This window comes from Paraburkholderia sp. UCT31, from assembly GCF_014397655.1.
Classification (GTDB): domain Bacteria; phylum Pseudomonadota; class Gammaproteobacteria; order Burkholderiales; family Burkholderiaceae; genus Paraburkholderia; species Paraburkholderia tuberum.
In genome coordinates, this window is the sequence record NZ_VZQP01000002.1 from 191,180 (window position 1) to 207,810 (window position 16,631).

Consider the following 16,631-nt stretch of genomic DNA (forward strand, 5'->3'; position numbering starts at 1 on the left):
CGCGTCACGTTTATCTTGTCTGTCACGCATTGCGTCGGGCGCGAATGCGCCGCGCGTTTCAATCCGATCTCATCAGGGGCGCCATGCAAGTCCAATCGATGCAGTTCAAGGCTCGCGCCGGTCAGAAACTCGCCGACCAGCGCCTGCAGCAGAACCTGACCAAGCTGTCCACGAAGTTCGTGTCGGCGCGCGCGAGCGCGATGACCGCGATCGATTTCCCCGCGACGCGGGCCGCGCTCAAGGAGCGCCGTGATCGCGCGCTCGAGAATCTCGACGTGTGGCTCGAAACCTTCGAGCGCGAGGCGACCCGGCGCGGCGTGACTGTGCTGTTCGCGGAGACCACGCAGGAGGCCGCGCGGCTCGTCGGCGACATTGCGCGCAAGCACGAGGTGAAGAAGGTGATCAAGACCAAGTCGATGGTCACCGAGGAAATGCGCCTGAACGAAGTGCTCGGGCAGATGGGCGTGCAGTCGATCGAAACCGACCTTGGCGAATACATCCTGCAGATCAACGACAACGAGCCGCCAAGCCATATCATCGCGCCGGTCGTTCACAAGGATAAGGACGAGATCGCCGACCTGTTCGCGAAGACGCACGGCCGGCCGCGGCTCACCGAGATTCCCGACATGACGCGTGAGGCGCGCGAGATGCTGCGGCCGCATTTTCTGAGCGCGGACATGGGCGTGACGGGCGGCAATTTCATCATCGCGGAAACGGGCTCGGTCGCGGTCGTGACCAACGAGGGCAACGAAGGTATGTGCACGGTGATGCCGCGCGTGCATGTCGCTGTCACCGGCATCGAGAAGGTGCTGCCGACGCTCGAGGATCTCGCGACGGCTATGCGCCTGCTGCCGCGTTCGGCAACCGGCCAGGCCACCTCGAACTATTTTTCGATGCTGACCGGGCCGCGTGGCGCGGGCGATCAGGATGGGCCCGAGCATATGTACGTGGTGCTCGTCGACGGTGGCCGCACAGGGCTGATCGGCGGCGACTTCCAGGAGATGCTTCGCTGCATCCGCTGCGGCGCGTGCATGAACCATTGCCCGGTGTATCAGAAGGTCGGCGGGCACGCGTATGGCTGGGTCTATCCGGGGCCGATGGGGTCGGTGCTGACGCCGAGCTATGTCGGCATCGACAAGGCGCTCGACCTGCCGCAAGCGGCGACGTTATGCGGCGAATGCAATAGCGTGTGCCCGGTCGGTATCCCCCTGTCCGATCTGTTGCGCAAGCTGCGCGAAAAGCAGATGGAGCGACACCTGCGGCCGTGGAAGGAGCGCGCCGGGTTGGCGCTGTGGGGCTGGCTCGCGCTGCATCCCGATGCCTATGCGCTCTTTACCAAACTCGCCGTGCGCGTGCTGGAGCGCATGGGTGGGCGCAATCGGTCGATCGCCAAACTGCCGCTCGGCGGCGCGGGCTGGACCGATACGCGCGACATGCCGGCGCCGGTGGGTCGTACGTTCCGCGAGTTGTATGCCGCGCAGCGCAGCCATATTGGCTGAGCGGGCGGCATTGGGATTGGTTTGACGGCTGCGCGCTCGCGCAGCCGTCGAAACGGGCGAAGAAGCCGGCGGGATACTTCAGCGCCGCTCCGTCTTCAATGTTCGGTCATCTGCCCCGGCTGACGCGCGGGCGCATTTCTCCCCAAATCGTTGCCTCGTCCGCCGCCGTTGCCGGCTTGCGGCTGGCCGCCCGCGCCGGGGTGCGGGCCGCCATTGGCGCCACCAGGGCCGTGCGGACCGACCGCTGCGCCCTGCGGCGGCGGGCCGCCGTGCGGTTGTCCAGGACCGCCGCCATTGTTGCCATGACCGTTGCCGTGATCGCCGTGGTGCCAGTCGTTGTCGTTCGGATGACCGCGATCCGGATAGCCGCGATAGCCGGAGCCCGGCGCCGGGCCGTAGTAGCGTCCCGGACCGTAATCGCCGTAGCCCAGGTACACATTGGTTTGCGGCACGACCGCGGCACCCGGCGCGTATGCGGAAACGTCATAACCGTTGTAGCCGCTATAGGCGCCGTAGCCGTTGCCGTACATCGGCGTGCCGTCCGGATAGACCGCGCAGCCGCCGAGCAGCGCGGCGGCCATCAGGCCGACGGGAGGTGCAATGCGTTTCATTTTGTGGTGCAAAGAAATGTAAGGGTAAGAATAAGACCGTCATTGTCGCCGTCCGTCGCGGCGGCTTTGTATGCGTTTGTAAGCTTTACTTTGTGTGCCAGCGATGCGCCAATCGTTCCCGAAAGAGGACTCACTTGACTGTTTCGTATCAAGCAACGATCTATCTCGCGCGGGCGGGTTTTCCCCGATTGTGAATTCCTATAGCATTTCGTTAGGGCATAGTGCGTCATAAGCTCATGCGCCCCTAATTGAAGAACACATCATGAAAAAGACAATATCGGTGTACTGGCCCCTAGCCATCGTTGTACCGCTCGCGGTGCTCGCCTTTCTGCACGTCAACGGCCAAACCGCTTCGCGCGCTTCGCAGATGCCGCTCGACGCCAACCATCTGACCGCCGAACTCGCACGCGCGGTGTCGTACGGCATGATCGACACGGCGTCGGCATTGCCGGCCAAGCCGATGCGTGCCGCCACGGCGACGCCGCTCGCCGAGGCATCGTAAGCCGGCGCGGCGGACCGCGACGGTCCGAAGCCGCTGATCTTGCTGGCTGCGCCCCGCTCGGCGCGAATCTGTCGAGATTTGTATAATCGCGGCGCAGTCGGCTGACTGTCTGACGACCTCACGCGCGGCGCCTCGGGCGTCGAAAATCCCTGATGAAAACTGTGTCCATCTGTTTCGTTTGCCTCGGGAATATCTGCCGTTCACCGACGGCGGAGGGCGTGATGCGTCATCTGGTCGACGAGGCGAAGCTTGCGGACTGCATCCTGATCGATTCGGCCGGCACCGGCGATTGGCACATCGGCGCGGCGCCCGACGAACGCGCGCAACACGCGGCCCGCCAGCGCGGCTATGCGCTCGACGCGCTGCGCGGCCGCCAGATCACGGTCGCGGACTTCGAGCGCTTCGATCTGCTGATTGCCATGGACGACCGAAACGTCGCCGCGTTGCGTCAACTGTGCCCGCCCGCACAGCGCGACAAGATCCGTCTGCTGATGGAGTTCGTGCCTGAGTCGGATGGCCGCTGGAGCAGCGCGCGAGAGGTTGTCGATCCGTATTTCGGCGGCGCGGAAGGCTTCGAGTTGGTGCTCGATCAGTGCGAAGCAGCCTGCCGCGGGCTGATCACCGCGCTGCGCCCGCAGTTGCTCGCGTAGGCATCGGGCGAAGAACGCAGACGCACCACACGGGTTGGGGCGCGGCGTCGACGTATGGCGATCAATTAAGCGAATGACACAAAATTTACCGCCCATACTTGACTAAATCGCTCATGTATTTATACTTGACCAAACTTGTCGAGAATTGCGGTTCCCACATCATATGAGACTCACCACGAAAGGCCGTTTCGCCGTCACGGCGATGATCGACCTGGCGCTGCGCCAGGAGCAGGGCCCGGTGACGCTTGCGGGTATCAGCCAGCGCCAACACATCTCCCTGTCGTATCTCGAGCAGCTGTTTGGCAAGCTGCGCCGTCATGAAATCGTCGAATCCGTGCGCGGACCGGGCGGTGGCTACAATCTCGCGCGCCGTGCCGAAGAGGTGACGGTGGCCGACATCATCATCGCGGTCGACGAACCGCTCGACGCCACCCAGTGCGGCGGTAAGGGCACATGCGAAGGCACCAAGCAGCACGACGGCCACTGCATGACGCATGAGCTGTGGTCGACGCTGAACCAGAAAATGGTCGAATACCTCGATTCGGTTTCGCTGAAGGATCTGGTGGATCAGCAGCGTTCGCGCGAAGGCACGCCGGCCGTGCTGCGCGACAGGCGCAACGACGCGCCGGCGGCCGAACCCGTGCGCGTGGCGCCCAAGGGTCCCAATTCCGTTTTCAACATGGCCGGTTCGTGAAGCGCGGCACGCAATAGAAAACCCTCGCCGCAGGCCCATATCGAACCCAGAAGCCAGAGCACATGACGTCCCCGGAGCAATTGATGAATAACGACTCTCTCCATCTGCCTATCTACATGGACTACAGCGCCACGACGCCGATCGATCCGCGTGTGGTGGACAAGATGATCCCGTATCTGCGCGAGCAGTTCGGCAATCCCGCGTCGCGTAGTCACGCTTATGGCTGGACCGCCGAGCGCGCAGTCGAGGAAGCGCGCGAGCAGGTGGCCGCGCTCGTGAACGCCGATCCACGCGAAATCATCTGGACCTCGGGTGCGACGGAGTCGGACAACCTCGCTCTGAAAGGTGCCGCGCACTTTTACAAGAGCAAAGGCAAGCACATCATCACGGTGAAGACCGAGCACAAGGCGGTGCTGGACACCACCCGCGAGCTCGAGCGCGAAGGCTTCGAAGTCACCTATCTGGATGTCAAGGACGACGGTCTGATCGACCTCGACGCGTTCAAGGCGGCGCTGCGCCCGGACACGATTCTGGTGTCGGTGATGTCGGTCAACAACGAGATCGGCGTCATCCAGGACATCGAGGCGATTGGCGAGATCACGCGCGAGAAGGGCATCATTTTCCACGTCGACGCGGCGCAGGCCAGCGGCAAGATCCAGATCGATCTGCAGAAGCTGAAGGTCGACCTGATGTCGTTCTCGGCGCACAAGACCTACGGCCCGAAGGGCATCGGCGCGCTTTACGTGCGTCGCAAGCCGCGTATCCGTATCGAGGCGCAGATGCACGGCGGCGGTCACGAGCGCGGCATGCGTTCGGGCACGCTCGCCACGCACCAGATCGTCGGCATGGGTGAAGCGTTCCGTATCGCGCGTGAAGAGATGGCGACCGAAAACGAGCGCATCCGCATGCTGCGCGACCGGCTGCTGAAAGGCCTGTCGCAAATCGAGGAAGTGTATGTGAACGGCGACATGGAAAAGCGTGTGCCGCACAACCTGAACATCAGCTTCAATTTCGTCGAAGGCGAGTCGCTGATCATGGCGGTGAAGGACGTCGCGGTGTCGTCGGGCTCGGCGTGCACATCGGCGTCGCTGGAGCCGTCGTACGTGCTGCGCGCGCTTGGCCGCAACGACGAACTCGCGCACAGCTCGATCCGCTTCACGGTGGGACGCTTCACGACCGAGCAGGAAATCGACTACGTGATCAACCTGCTGAAGTCGAAGATTTCCAAGCTGCGCGATCTGTCGCCGCTGTGGGAAATGCACAAGGACGGGATCGATCTGTCGACCATCCATTGGGCCGCGCACTGACGCGCCGGCTGGACGAAGCGGACATCGAACGTTCATCGCATTGCAGGTTGAAACGAATCAAGGAGTGTAATCATGGCTTATAGCGACAAGGTCCTCGACCACTACGAAAACCCGCGCAACGTCGGTTCCTTCGCGAAGGACGACGACACGGTCGGTACCGGCATGGTCGGCGCGCCGGCCTGCGGCGACGTGATGAAGCTGCAGATCCGCGTCGGCGCGGACGGCATCATCGAAGACGCGAAGTTCAAGACCTACGGCTGCGGCTCGGCCATCGCATCGAGCTCGCTCGTCACCGAATGGGTGAAGGGCAAGACGCTCGACCAGGCGATGTCGATCAAGAACACGCAGATCGCCGAAGAACTGGCACTGCCGCCGGTGAAGATCCATTGCTCGATCCTCGCGGAAGACGCGATCAAGGCAGCGGTCGCCGACTACAAGCAGCGCCACGGCGAAGCAGCGGTTGTCGAAGACGGCAAGGCCGCCTGAGCAACAGGGTAAGAAAGAAGCAACCGGTGAGCGCGGCGCGAACACGCGCGCCGCGCACTCTGGCAACTGAGAAACGTTATGGCAATTACGTTGACCGAAAAGGCAGCACAGCACGTCCAGAGGTATCTGACCCGCCGCGGTAAAGGCATCGGGTTGCGCGTCGGCGTGCGCACCACCGGTTGCTCGGGCCTCGCCTACAAGCTCGAGTACGTGGACGAACTCGCGCCGGAAGACCAGGTGTTCGAGACGGGCGGCGTGAAGGTCGTCGTCGACCCGAAGAGTCTCGCGTATATCGACGGCACGGAGCTCGACTTCGCGCGCGAAGGGCTGAACGAAGGCTTCAGGTTCAACAACCCGAACGTGAAAGACGAATGCGGCTGCGGCGAGTCGTTCCGCGTCTAGATTCGTTACCTTCCGCGTGCGGCGGATAAAAGGCGGCGCGGGCCGCCTTTTTAGTTTGATCCGCGCTCCACTGAACCGGTCGCGCCTGACAAGGCCCGACATCTCCATACCAGTTTTCATCAACGGACTTTAATCCGATGGCCTCGCTGAACGACAGCCACTTCGATCTGTTTGGTCTGCCGGCGCAATTCGCGCTCGACGCGAGCACGCTCGATCACGCGTACCGCACCGTGCAGGCGCAGGTGCATCCGGATCGCTTCGCGGCCGCCGGCGATGCGCAAAAGCGCATCGCGATGCAGTGGGCGACGCGCGCGAACGAGGCCTATCAGACGCTGCGCGATCCGCTCAAGCGCGCGACCTATCTGCTGTCGTTGCGCGGCATCAACGTCGGCGCGGAGAACAACACGGCGATGGAGCCCGCGTTCCTGATGCAGCAGATGGAGTGGCGCGAGAACATCGAGGACGCGGCCGCGGCGAAGAACGTCGACGCGCTCGACGCGCTGCTCATCGAGTTGCGCGACGAGGAGCGTCGGCGCTTCGACAAGCTCGGCGCATCGCTCGATCACGGCGCGAATCAGGCGGCGGGCGAGGCGGTGCGGCAGCTGATGTTCATCGAACGCGTCGCGTCGGAAATCGATGCCCAGATCGAGCGGCTCGAAGGCTAGCGCGGTTTCGCGCGACGCGCGCAAAAGCGCGGCGCGGGCAAGCAGCAACAGTAGGCAGCGACGTAGTAGGCGACAAACAAAAAACCAGAGCGGCCGCGAGCCGCGGCATCACCCCAGCAACGCGAACATTCAGGACGGGGCACAACGTCCCCGAGAAGATCCAGATGGCCTTACTGCAAATCTCCGAACCCGGCATGGCGCCGGCGCCTCACCAGCGGCGTCTGGCGGTCGGTATCGATCTCGGCACCACCAACTCCCTCGTCGCCGCTGTGCGCAGCGGCGTGCCCGATGTGCTGCCCGACGAAGACGGGCACGTGCTGCTGCCGTCGGTGGTGCGTTACCTGGAGCAGGGCGGCCGTCGCATCGGCCGCCGGGCGAAGGCCGAAGCCGCGACCGACCCGCGCAACACGATCGTGTCGGTCAAGCGCTTCATGGGCCGCGGCAAGGCCGAGGTGGAGGGCGCCGAAAACGCGCCGTACGACTTCGTCGATGCACCCGGCATGGTGCAGATCCGCACCGTCGACGGCGTGAAGAGCCCGGTCGAGGTATCGGCTGAAATTCTCGCGACGCTGCGCCAGCGCGCCGAAGACACGCTCGGCGACGAGCTCGTCGGCGCGGTAATCACGGTGCCCGCTTACTTCGACGAAGCGCAGCGCCAGGCGACCAAGGACGCCGCGCGCCTCGCGGGGCTGAACGTGCTGCGTCTGCTCAACGAACCGACCGCTGCGGCGATCGCCTACGGTCTCGACAACGGCGCGGAAGGTTTGTACGCGGTCTACGACCTCGGCGGCGGCACCTTCGACCTGTCGATCCTGAAGCTCACCAAGGGCGTTTTCGAAGTGCTCGCGGCGGGCGGCGATTCCGCGCTCGGCGGCGACGACTTCGACCATGCGCTATATCGCCATGTGCTCGAACAGGCCGGCATCGCGTCGCAGACGCTCGCGCCGCACGACGTGCGCCTGCTGCTCGATAGCGTGCGCGAGGCCAAGGAGGCGCTGTCGAGCGCGTCGCAAACTACCCTCGAGCTCACGCTTGCCAAGGGCACCGCGCTCGATCTGACGATCGACGAGGCCACTTTCGAGACCATCACGGCCGCGCTGGTGCAACGCACGCTGGGCCCGACAAAAAAGGCGCTGCGCGACGCGAAGGTCACCACGAAGGAAATCAAGGGCGTCGTGCTGGTCGGCGGCGCGACGCGCATGCCGGTGATCCGCCGCGCGGTCGAGGCGTTCTTCGGCCAGCCGCCGCTCGTCAATCTCGATCCGGATCAGGTCGTCGCACTCGGCGCCGCGATCCAGGCCGATCTGCTGGCCGGCAACCGCGGGGCGGAAGGCGACGAATGGCTACTGCTCGACGTGATTCCGCTGTCGCTCGGCGTCGAGACGATGGGTGGCCTCACCGAAAAGATCATTCCGCGCAACTCGACGATTCCAGTCGCGCGCGCGCAGGATTTCACGACCTTCAAGGACGGCCAGACCGCGATGGCGATTCACGTCGTCCAAGGCGAGCGCGAGCTCGTCAGCGATTGCCGTTCGCTCGCGCGCTTCGAGCTGCGCGGCATTCCGCCGATGGCCGCCGGCGCCGCGCGCATTCGCGTGACCTATCAGGTCGACGCCGACGGCCTGCTGTCGGTGTTTGCGCGCGAGCTGGCGTCGGGCGTGGAGGCATCGGTCGTCGTGAAGCCTTCGTATGGCCTCGCCGACGACGACATCGCGCGCATGCTCGAAGACAGCTTTTCGACCGCTGAAATCGACATGCGCGCGCGCGCATTGCGCGAGGCGCAGGTCGAAGCGCAGCGTCTCGTCGAAGCGACCGACGCGGCGCTCGCCGCCGACGCCGAGTTGCTCGACGACAGCGAACGTGCCGAACTCGACGCGCTGCTCGCCGCGCTGCGCAACGTCGCGCCAGGCGAAGACGTCGGCGCGATCGAAGCTGCGACGAAGGCGCTCGCCGAAGGCACCGACGAATTCGCCGCGCGCCGCATGAACAAGGGAATTCGCCGCGCGCTGTCGGGCCGCAAGCTCGACGAGATCTGAACGGGCGAGCGTAGCGACAGCAACGTGCACGCGACGCGCGCTCAGGCCACGCACGAACTGCGCCCCCCACGAACCACCGATCGCGCCCGCGCGGACTTAAAAAGTCCGCGCGGCGCCAGTAAAATGGTACGGAGCCTGCACCCGGCATTGCTGGCAGCCGCCGTGCCTCAGACCCAAACGGAAACTGTATGCCTCAAATCGTTGTGCTGCCTCACGTCGAACTGTGCCCGGAAGGCGCGGTGATCGACGCCGTTCCCGGCAAGAGCATCTGCGACAACCTGCTCGATAACGGTATCGAAATTGAGCATGCGTGCGAGAAGTCGTGCGCGTGCACGACCTGCCACGTAATCGTGCGTGAGGGTTTCGCCGCCTTGACGCCATCCGAGGAAGACGAGGACGATCTGTTGGACAAGGCATGGGGGCTGGAACCGGCTTCGCGCCTGTCGTGTCAGGCGGTCATGCCGGACGAGCAGGATCTGGTCGTCGAAATTCCGCGTTACTCGATCAATCACGCGAAGGAAAACCACTAACAGGAGGGTGCCGCCATGAAGTGGACCGATACGCAAGACATCGCGATGGCTCTGACGGACAAGCATCAGGACGTCGATCCACAGCAGGTGCGTTTCACCGACCTGCACCGCTGGGTGACCGAGCTCGAAGGCTTCGACGACGATCCTAACCGTTCGAGCGAAAAGATTCTCGAAGCGATTCAGGCGGCATGGATCGAAGACGCGGATTATTGAACGCGTGTTCGAACGGGTGCATTGAACTCCAAAGAAAAGGCGATTCCGATGGAATCGCCTTTTTTCATGGCGCGTCGACGAACGTTGGGCGCCGAGCTCAGCTCAGTCGGCGACGAGGCCGCCGTTCTGAACGCGCACGCGCTCGCCGTCGCGCAACGGCGGCGCCTCGCTATAGGTGAAGTAGCGAGTCTTGCCGTCTTCCATGTGCACGCGCACCGAATACGACGTCGTGCTGCGCAGATGTTTTTCGACCGAGTTGCCGGCGAACCCGCCGCCCAGCGCGCCGAGCAGCGTCATCGCGGTACGCCCGCCGCCGGCGCCGAATTGATTACCGACGACGCCCCCGGCCACCGCACCGCCGACCGCGCCAATGCCGGTGCCATGTCCTTCATGCCGAACCGCCGAGATCGCGACGACGGTGCCGCAAGTCGAGCAATAAGCGGCATGCGGCGCCGGCTGCTGCGCATACTGCGGCGCCGCTTGCGGCTCGGGCTGTGGCGCATACTGCGGCGCGGCCTGTGCCTGCTGTTGCTGCGCGTATTGCTGCTGGGTCGGAGCGGCGGCAGGGGCGGCCGGCACCGCTTGCTGAGCCTGATCCTGCCGCTGTTGCGCAGATGGCTTGACCGGCGCGGCCGAATCGACGACGCCCGGCGCTTGCGTGCTGACCTGCGCGGCCTGCGTCTGATCGTTCTGTGCGCCGTTGCCCGACGCCTTCGGGAACACGCCGGTGATCGCCGCGGTAGCGACGAGACTCGCGACGAGCACCGCGCCGGCGGCCACCGCGATCAAGGGATGAAGACGACGTGGCTGCGTGGGTTGATGAGTAGGGGTGTCCATGTAGGGCCTCCGTTTCTGACAGAGCCGACTTCTTGTGAGACTGAGTGTGGGGCAATTCGATCCGGGCAGCGTTTCTATTTGTAACCGGCCCGGTGGCGGCCAGGGGTGTGGATCGGTCGCCTCTACGTGGCGCGCCTTGGTCTCAGCAAGCTTTTAAGATTGTTGCGACCACGGCGACTTGCGCGCGGTCGTGAAGCTTTTACCGCTGGTTACAAACGAGGAGGAGCAGAAAACGGTCCCGCAAAGCGAAAACGCGCGCAAAAAAACGCCCGGCATCAACCGGGCGCTCTTCAAACCATCGCATTGCGCGCGAAGCACAACGAGCGCTCGCGCCCAGCGTCGCTCAGTCTTCGCGACGCAGATGCGGGAACAGAATCACGTCCCGGATGCTCGGGCTATCGGTCAGCATCATGACCAGACGATCGATGCCGATACCGCAGCCGCCCGCCGGCGGCATGCCGTACTCGAGCGCGCGGATGTAGTCGGCGTCGTAGAACATCGCTTCCTCGTCGCCGGCGTCTTTCTGGTCGACCTGCTTCCTGAAGCGCGCGGCCTGATCTTCCGGATCGTTGAGCTCCGAGAACCCGTTGGCGATTTCGCGGCCGGTGATGAACAGCTCGAAACGCTCGGTGATGCCTGCCACCTTGTCCGACGCACGCGCGAGCGGCGACACCTCGATCGGGTAGTCGATGATGTAGGTCGGCTCCCACAGTTGCGACTCGGCGGTCTCTTCGAACAGCGCCAGTTGCAGCGAGCCGACGCCCGCGTTGAGGAACTGCGGCTGCGACGCATCGACGCCGAACTTCTTCAGCTCGGCGCGCAGGAACGTGCCGTCGGCGAGCTGCTCGTTCGTGTATTGCGGCGCGTATTTCTGGATCGCCTGCGTGATCGTGAGCCGATGGAACGGCTTCGACAGATCGAGCTCGCGGCCCTGATACGTGATGGTGGCCGTGCCGAGCGCATCGATCGCCGCCTGGCGAATCAACTGCTCGGTGAAGTCCATCAGCCACTTGTAATCGGTGTAGGCCGCGTAGAACTCGATCATCGTGAATTCCGGGTTGTGGCGCACGGATACGCCCTCGTTGCGGAAATTACGATTGATCTCGAACACGCGCTCGAAGCCGCCCACCACCAGCCGCTTCAGGTACAGCTCCGGCGCGATGCGCAGGAACATCTGCATGTCGAGCGCGTTGTGGTGCGTCGAGAACGGCTTGGCCGCCGCGCCGCCCGGAATCGGGTGCAGCATCGGTGTTTCGACTTCCATGAAGTTCGCGTCGGCCATGTACTTGCGGATCGACGAAATCGCCTTCGTGCGCGCGACGAACGTGCGGCGCGTTTCCGGCGTGACGATCAGATCGACATAGCGCTGGCGGTACTTCATTTCCTGGTCGGCGAGACCGTGGAACTTGTCCGGCAGCGGACGCAGCGACTTCGACAGCAGACGCAGCTCCGTGCAGCGCACCGATAGCTCGCCCTTGTTGGTGCGAAACAGCACGCCGCGCGCGGCGACGATGTCGCCCATGTCCCACTTCTTGAACGCGTCGTAGGTCTCCTGACCGACGTCGGCCGGTGTGATGAAGAACTGGATCTGACCCGAGCCGTCGCGCACGGTTGCGAAACTTGCCTTGCCCATCACGCGTTTCAGCATCATGCGGCCGGCGATCGCGACTTCGAGCGGATTCGCTTCGAGTGCTTCCTTGTCGGTGTGCTCGTACTGCGCCTGCAGATCTTCAGCGTGGTGCGTGGGACGGAAATCGTTCGGATAGGCGACGCCTCGCTCACGCAGTTCGCGCAGCTTTTCGCGGCGCTCGGCGATGATCTTGTTGTCGTCCGCTTCGGGCACGACAGTCGGCTGGGTCGGTTCAGTCATGATGATTTGGTATTCGGTGGCCCGCCGCGGAGTGCTCCGCTGGCGGGAAGCCAGTCAGTGTAAAAACCTCAGGCGGTACTGGAAAAACGGCGAACAAATAGCGTGGAAGCAACGCAAAGGCGCCAACGAAGAAGGCGCGGTCCCGATCGGTGAACGGGGCGGCGCCGTGCGCGCCTAGACGCCCTGTTTCAGGCTCGCGCTGATGAACGGATCGAGGTCACCGTCGAGCACGCTCTTCGTGTTACTGATTTCGACGTTGGTGCGCAGATCCTTGATGCGGCTGTTGTCGAGCACGTACGAACGGATCTGATGGCCCCAACCCACATCGGTCTTGCCGGCTTCCAGCTTGTCCTGCTCGGCCTGACGCTTGCGGATTTCCGCTTCATACAGGCGCGATTTCAGCATCGCCATGGCTTCGGCGCGGTTGCGGTGCTGCGAGCGGTCGTTCTGGCACTGCACGACGATGCCCGACGGCATGTGCGTGATACGCACCGCGGAGTCGGTCTTGTTGATGTGCTGACCGCCCGCGCCCGAAGCACGGTACGTGTCGATGCGCAGGTCGGCCGGGTTGATGTCGACTTCGATCGAGTCGTCGATTTCCGGGTACACGAACACCGACGAGAACGACGTGTGACGACCGCCCGACGAGTCGAACGGCGACTTGCGCACGAGCCGGTGCACGCCGGTTTCGGTACGCAGGAAGCCGTACGCGTAGTCGCCTTCGATCTTGATCGTCGCGTTCTTGATGCCGGCGACGTCGCCTTCGGTCTGCTCGAGCACTTCGGTCTTGAAGCCCTTGCGCTCGCAATAACGCAGATACTGGCGCAGCAGCATCGACGCCCAGTCGCACGCCTCGGTGCCGCCGGCGCCGGCCTGGATGTCGAGAAAGGCGTTGTTGGGATCGGCCGGGTTCGCGAACATCCGGCGGAATTCCATGTCGGCGACGCGTGCCTCGATGGCCTGGGCGTCACCCTCGCAGGCGAGCAGCGTGTCGTCGTCGGCTTCTTCGCGTGCCATCTCGAACAGGTCTTGCGCGTCGCGCACGTCGTTCGTGATCGACGTGAGCTTGCCGACCGTGTCGTCGAGCAGCTTCTTTTCCTTACCGAGCGCCTGGGCGTGCTTCGAGTCGTTCCAGACGTCCGGGTCTTCGAGTTCCCGGTTGACTTCGATTAGACGCAGTGCTTTGTCGTCGTAGTCAAAGATACCCCCGTAGGTCGTCCGCGCGCTTGCGCAGGTCGGCCAGAGAGGCTTCGATCGCGTTGAGACGTTCCGCTTCCATGTCGATCTTCTATTCTGCGTAAAAAGCAGAAATTATAGCCGATCGGCACGCCGCGCCGGAGCCTCGCGGGCGACCCAGCGCGTGTTCGCGATTGATTTTGCGGAAGATTTCAGCTCACCGCGTGCTCGACGATCAGTTGCACGCGCGACACGCCGTTCCATGTATCGCTCGCGAGCCGGTAGGCGACGGTGGTGCGCGCGGGCAGCGTGTCGGTGTGATTGAACCAGATCGCGTTGAAGCGCTGGCGGCCGCGCAGCAGTTGCAGCTTCAGGTGCTTGTCCTTCACCAACGCCTGCGAGGCGACCTCGAATTCGCCGGAGAACACCGGCGCCGGAAAACCCTGGCCCCAGACGGCCGCGTCGAGCATTTCGACGAATTGCGGCGTGAAGTACGCGTCTTCGAGCTCGCCGTCGGTTTCGATCGTGCGTGCGAGCGCCTGCGCGGACAGCCATTCGCGGCCGACCGCCTCGAACGCGGCGGTGAAGCGCGGCACGTCGGCGGCGGCGATCGTCAGGCCCGCGGCCATCGCGTGGCCGCCGAATTTGACGATCAGGTCCGGCTCGCGCTTCGAGATCAGATCGAGCGCGTCGCGCAGATGGAAGCCCGCGATCGAGCGCCCCGAGCCCTTGACGAGCACGCCGGTACCGTCGGCCGGCGCGAACGTGAACGACGGGCGGTGGAACTTCTCTTTCAGCCGTCCCGCGACGATGCCGATCACGCCCTGATGCCAGCCCGGATTGAACAACGTGATCGTGGTCGCGCCGTCGGGATCGACCGTCGACAGGTCGTCCAGCGCCTGCTGCTGCATGCCGGCCTCGATTTCACGGCGCTCGCGGTTCATCGTGTCGAGCTGCTGCGCGAGTTCCCAGGCACGGCCGACGTCGTCGGTGGTCAGGCATTCGATGCCGAGCGACATGTCAGACAGCCGTCCCGCCGCGTTCAGGCGCGGTCCCAGCGCGAAGCCGAGGTCGAAGCCGGACGCGTTGCGCGCATCGCGCGCGGCGGCGCGAAACAGCGCGGCGATGCCCGGCTGCATGCGGCCGCGGCGGATGCGCTGCAGACCTTGCGCGACCAGCACCCGGTTGTTGCCGTCGAGTTTGACGACATCGGCGACGGTGCCGAGTGCGACCAGATCGAGCAGACCGTCGAGGCGCGGCTCTGGCAGCGCGTCGCCGAATGCCCCACGGCGGCGCAGTTCGGCGCGCAGCGCGAGCAGCACGTAGAACATCACGCCGACGCCGGCGAGGCACTTGCTCGGGAATGTGCAGCCCGGCTGGTTCGGATTGACGATTGCGCGCGCGGCGGGCAGTTCGTCGCCGGGCAGGTGGTGGTCGGTGACGAGCACGTCGATGCCGAGGGCATTGGCCGCCGCGACGCCGTCGACGCTCGCGATGCCGTTGTCGACGGTGATCAGCAGATCGGGCTTGCCGGCCGCGCTACGCGCCGCCAGCTCGACGATGTCCGGCGTGAGCCCGTAGCCGTGCTCCATGCGGTTCGGCACCAGGTAGTCGATGCGCGCGCCGAACATGCGCAGCCCGCGCACCGCGACCGCGCAGGCGGTCGCGCCGTCGCAGTCGTAGTCGGCGACGACCAGCATGCGGCGCTGCTGCTGGAGCGCGTCGGCGAGCAGCGCGGCGGCCGCGTCGCAGCCCTTCAGTTCGGCTGGCGGCACGAGCCGCGCGAGGCCGGTTTCGACGTCCTCGGGCAGGCACACGCCGCGCGCTGCGTACAGGCGCGCGAGCACCGGATGCAGGCCGCAGCGGGTCAACACTTCGGCGTCGACGGGGGAGCAGGGGCGTGTAACGATTCGGGTCATGCGGAAGGGCCGTGGATCATTCGATGAAAAGCGAGGCCAGCACGCGCCGCCGCCAGAATTTGCGCAGATCGCCGCGCGTGACCGTCAGCGTCACCGAGCCGGTGTCGCCGCACAGCGTGAGGCCGAGCTCGACGAGTTCGCCCGACTGCAATGCCGCGAGCGCGGGCGCGAACCAGTCGGTCTGCAGCGCGGCGAATGCCTGGTTCCAGCGCGCCCAGTCCTGTTCGATGTAGGGCGCGGAGAAGGGGTCGAGTTCGACGAGCGTTGCGCCGCTGCCGTTGGTGGTGCCGCGCAGCGCCGCGGCCAGTTCGCGATACGACGCCGGCGGCGCGCCTGTCGCGACCCCGGCGCTGAGCGCGAGACCGCGCGTTGCGGCGGCATCGGACAGCACCTGCGCGAACGGACTGCGCACGCTCCGCGCGGCGCCTTGCGCGTGAAACCAGATCGAGTTGACGGCCGGCAGCCCGCGCGCCTCCCGCGCTTCGTTGACCGGATGCTCGAACCACGCCATCTGCACTTCGTTCTGCAGCTTCATCCACGCGCGAGAGCGTTCGCCGGAATGCGCTTCGTGCGGCAACCAGATCTCGATGTTGCGGCCGCTCGCGCGCAACGGCGACGCGCCCGCGAGCGAACCGAAAGCGTCGCTCGACAGATACCAGCGGATTGGCTTGGGCGCCTCGATGCGCACGCCGAGTTCCTCGATCAGCGGACGCGCGAGCGCGAGCAGCCTGCTCGCTTCGGCGTCCGACAGATTGAGCGACGCCGGGTCGATCAGCACCAGGTGGTCGTGCGCGATGTGCACGTGTACCGGCTGCACGCAGGCCCACGTCGCGTTGCCGGGTTCGCCGCCGTCGGCGCGCAGCATGTAGGGCGCGAGCGGGGCTTCGTCGGCGGCGGCCGAGGCGCCGTCGGGCAGCGCGCCGAATTGTCGCGCGACCCAGCGCTCGTGCGGCAGCGTGCGCTGAAAATCCTCGCCGATCACGCGTTCGATCAGCGTCGCGCGCGCGATCAGCCTGTCGAGAGCGGGACACTGGATGTCGTGAAGCGCGGTGGAGGCGTTGGCCGCGGCAGGCAGCGCGAAGGGCAGCAGAAGATGGAGGCGGTCGGCAGGCATGATGCTGCGCATTGTAGGGCAAACGGTGCGAGTATTTCGACGAAGCGCGGCCGGTTCGTCGATGGCGCGGCCGAGGCATGTCCTTTGGACGAGCCGGCGGCATTGTGTGGCAAACTTCGC

At 64.9% G+C, this 16,631-nt stretch carries 17 protein-coding genes; 11 read left to right on the forward strand and 6 right to left on the reverse strand.

Going from position 1 to position 16,631, the window contains the following annotated elements; all coding sequences use genetic code 11:
• Positions 1-83 precede the first annotated feature (83 nt).
• A complete protein-coding gene (locus F6X40_RS02085) occupies positions 84-1,499 on the forward strand; it encodes a lactate utilization protein B (RefSeq protein WP_184022364.1) in 1,416 nt (471 codons plus the stop codon).
• Between the two features lie 95 nt (positions 1,500-1,594).
• On the opposite strand, the gene F6X40_RS02090 is transcribed toward F6X40_RS02085, so the two are convergent.
• Entirely contained in the window at positions 1,595-2,110 is a 516-nt protein-coding gene (locus tag F6X40_RS02090; RefSeq protein WP_187626660.1) for a hypothetical protein, read from the reverse strand.
• A 262-nt stretch (positions 2,111-2,372) separates the two neighbouring features.
• Here F6X40_RS02090 and F6X40_RS02095 point away from each other — a divergent pair, with 262 nt between their 5' ends.
• The 10 genes from F6X40_RS02095 (at position 2,373) to iscX (ending at position 9,595) form a co-directional block, all read left to right on the forward strand.
• Positions 2,373-2,612 (forward strand): hypothetical protein, encoded by a 240-nt coding sequence (locus F6X40_RS02095; protein ID WP_184067533.1) that lies wholly within the window; start codon positions 2,373-2,375, stop codon positions 2,610-2,612.
• Positions 2,613-2,764: 152 nt separating this feature from the next.
• The gene (locus tag F6X40_RS02100) at positions 2,765-3,262 is read left to right on the forward strand and encodes a low molecular weight protein-tyrosine-phosphatase (protein WP_187626661.1); all 498 of its coding nucleotides are present in this window, start codon (positions 2,765-2,767) and stop codon (positions 3,260-3,262) included.
• Between the two features lie 163 nt (positions 3,263-3,425).
• Positions 3,426-3,956 (forward strand): Fe-S cluster assembly transcriptional regulator IscR, encoded by a 531-nt coding sequence (iscR, locus tag F6X40_RS02105; RefSeq protein WP_184067539.1) that lies wholly within the window; start codon positions 3,426-3,428, stop codon positions 3,954-3,956.
• Positions 3,957-4,039: 83 nt separating this feature from the next.
• Positions 4,040-5,263: an IscS subfamily cysteine desulfurase gene (locus tag F6X40_RS02110; protein WP_187626662.1), complete on the forward strand. Its 1,224-nt coding sequence runs from the start codon at positions 4,040-4,042 to the stop codon at positions 5,261-5,263.
• Positions 5,264-5,335: 72 nt separating this feature from the next.
• Positions 5,336-5,749 carry a Fe-S cluster assembly scaffold IscU gene (gene iscU, locus F6X40_RS02115; protein WP_184022374.1) on the forward strand — a complete coding sequence of 138 codons (414 nt, stop codon included), beginning with the start codon at positions 5,336-5,338 and terminating at the stop codon, positions 5,747-5,749.
• Between the two features lie 78 nt (positions 5,750-5,827).
• Positions 5,828-6,151, forward strand: coding sequence for an iron-sulfur cluster assembly protein IscA (iscA, locus tag F6X40_RS02120; RefSeq protein ID WP_184022376.1), 324 nt, complete (start codon positions 5,828-5,830; stop codon positions 6,149-6,151).
• 137 nt (positions 6,152-6,288) lie between these two features.
• On the forward strand, positions 6,289-6,816 hold the full coding sequence (gene hscB / locus F6X40_RS02125) for a Fe-S protein assembly co-chaperone HscB (RefSeq protein WP_090800792.1): 528 nt from the start codon (positions 6,289-6,291) through the stop codon (positions 6,814-6,816).
• Positions 6,817-6,980: 164 nt separating this feature from the next.
• Positions 6,981-8,852 carry a Fe-S protein assembly chaperone HscA gene (gene hscA / locus F6X40_RS02130; protein ID WP_187626663.1) on the forward strand — a complete coding sequence of 624 codons (1,872 nt, stop codon included), beginning with the start codon at positions 6,981-6,983 and terminating at the stop codon, positions 8,850-8,852.
• 188 nt (positions 8,853-9,040) lie between these two features.
• Complete coding sequence (fdx, locus tag F6X40_RS02135; protein WP_090800789.1) at positions 9,041-9,382, forward strand: ISC system 2Fe-2S type ferredoxin; 342 nt, start codon at positions 9,041-9,043, stop codon at positions 9,380-9,382.
• 15 nt (positions 9,383-9,397) lie between these two features.
• Entirely contained in the window at positions 9,398-9,595 is a 198-nt protein-coding gene (gene iscX, locus F6X40_RS02140; protein ID WP_027198111.1) for a Fe-S cluster assembly protein IscX, read from the forward strand.
• 102 nt (positions 9,596-9,697) lie between these two features.
• On the opposite strand, the gene F6X40_RS02145 is transcribed toward iscX, so the two are convergent.
• The 5 genes from F6X40_RS02145 to F6X40_RS02165 form a co-directional block, all read right to left on the reverse strand.
• Complete coding sequence (locus F6X40_RS02145) at positions 9,698-10,432, reverse strand: glycine zipper 2TM domain-containing protein (protein WP_187626664.1); 735 nt, start codon at positions 10,430-10,432, stop codon at positions 9,698-9,700.
• 343 nt (positions 10,433-10,775) lie between these two features.
• Entirely contained in the window at positions 10,776-12,302 is a 1,527-nt protein-coding gene (gene lysS / locus F6X40_RS02150) for a lysine--tRNA ligase (RefSeq protein WP_184048852.1), read from the reverse strand.
• 174 nt (positions 12,303-12,476) lie between these two features.
• Positions 12,477-13,581 (reverse strand): peptide chain release factor 2 gene (prfB, locus tag F6X40_RS02155; RefSeq protein ID WP_187626665.1). Its coding sequence is split into 2 segments (ribosomal slippage): positions 12,477-13,499 and positions 13,501-13,581, totalling 1,104 coding nucleotides; the frame shifts between segments, so codons are not numbered across the junction.
• Positions 13,582-13,690: 109 nt separating this feature from the next.
• Positions 13,691-15,397: a single-stranded-DNA-specific exonuclease RecJ gene (recJ, locus tag F6X40_RS02160; RefSeq protein ID WP_187615441.1), complete on the reverse strand. Its 1,707-nt coding sequence runs from the start codon at positions 15,395-15,397 to the stop codon at positions 13,691-13,693.
• Between the two features lie 16 nt (positions 15,398-15,413).
• Positions 15,414-16,523 (reverse strand): regulator, encoded by a 1,110-nt coding sequence (locus F6X40_RS02165; RefSeq protein WP_187626666.1) that lies wholly within the window; start codon positions 16,521-16,523, stop codon positions 15,414-15,416.
• Positions 16,524-16,631 lie beyond the last annotated feature (108 nt).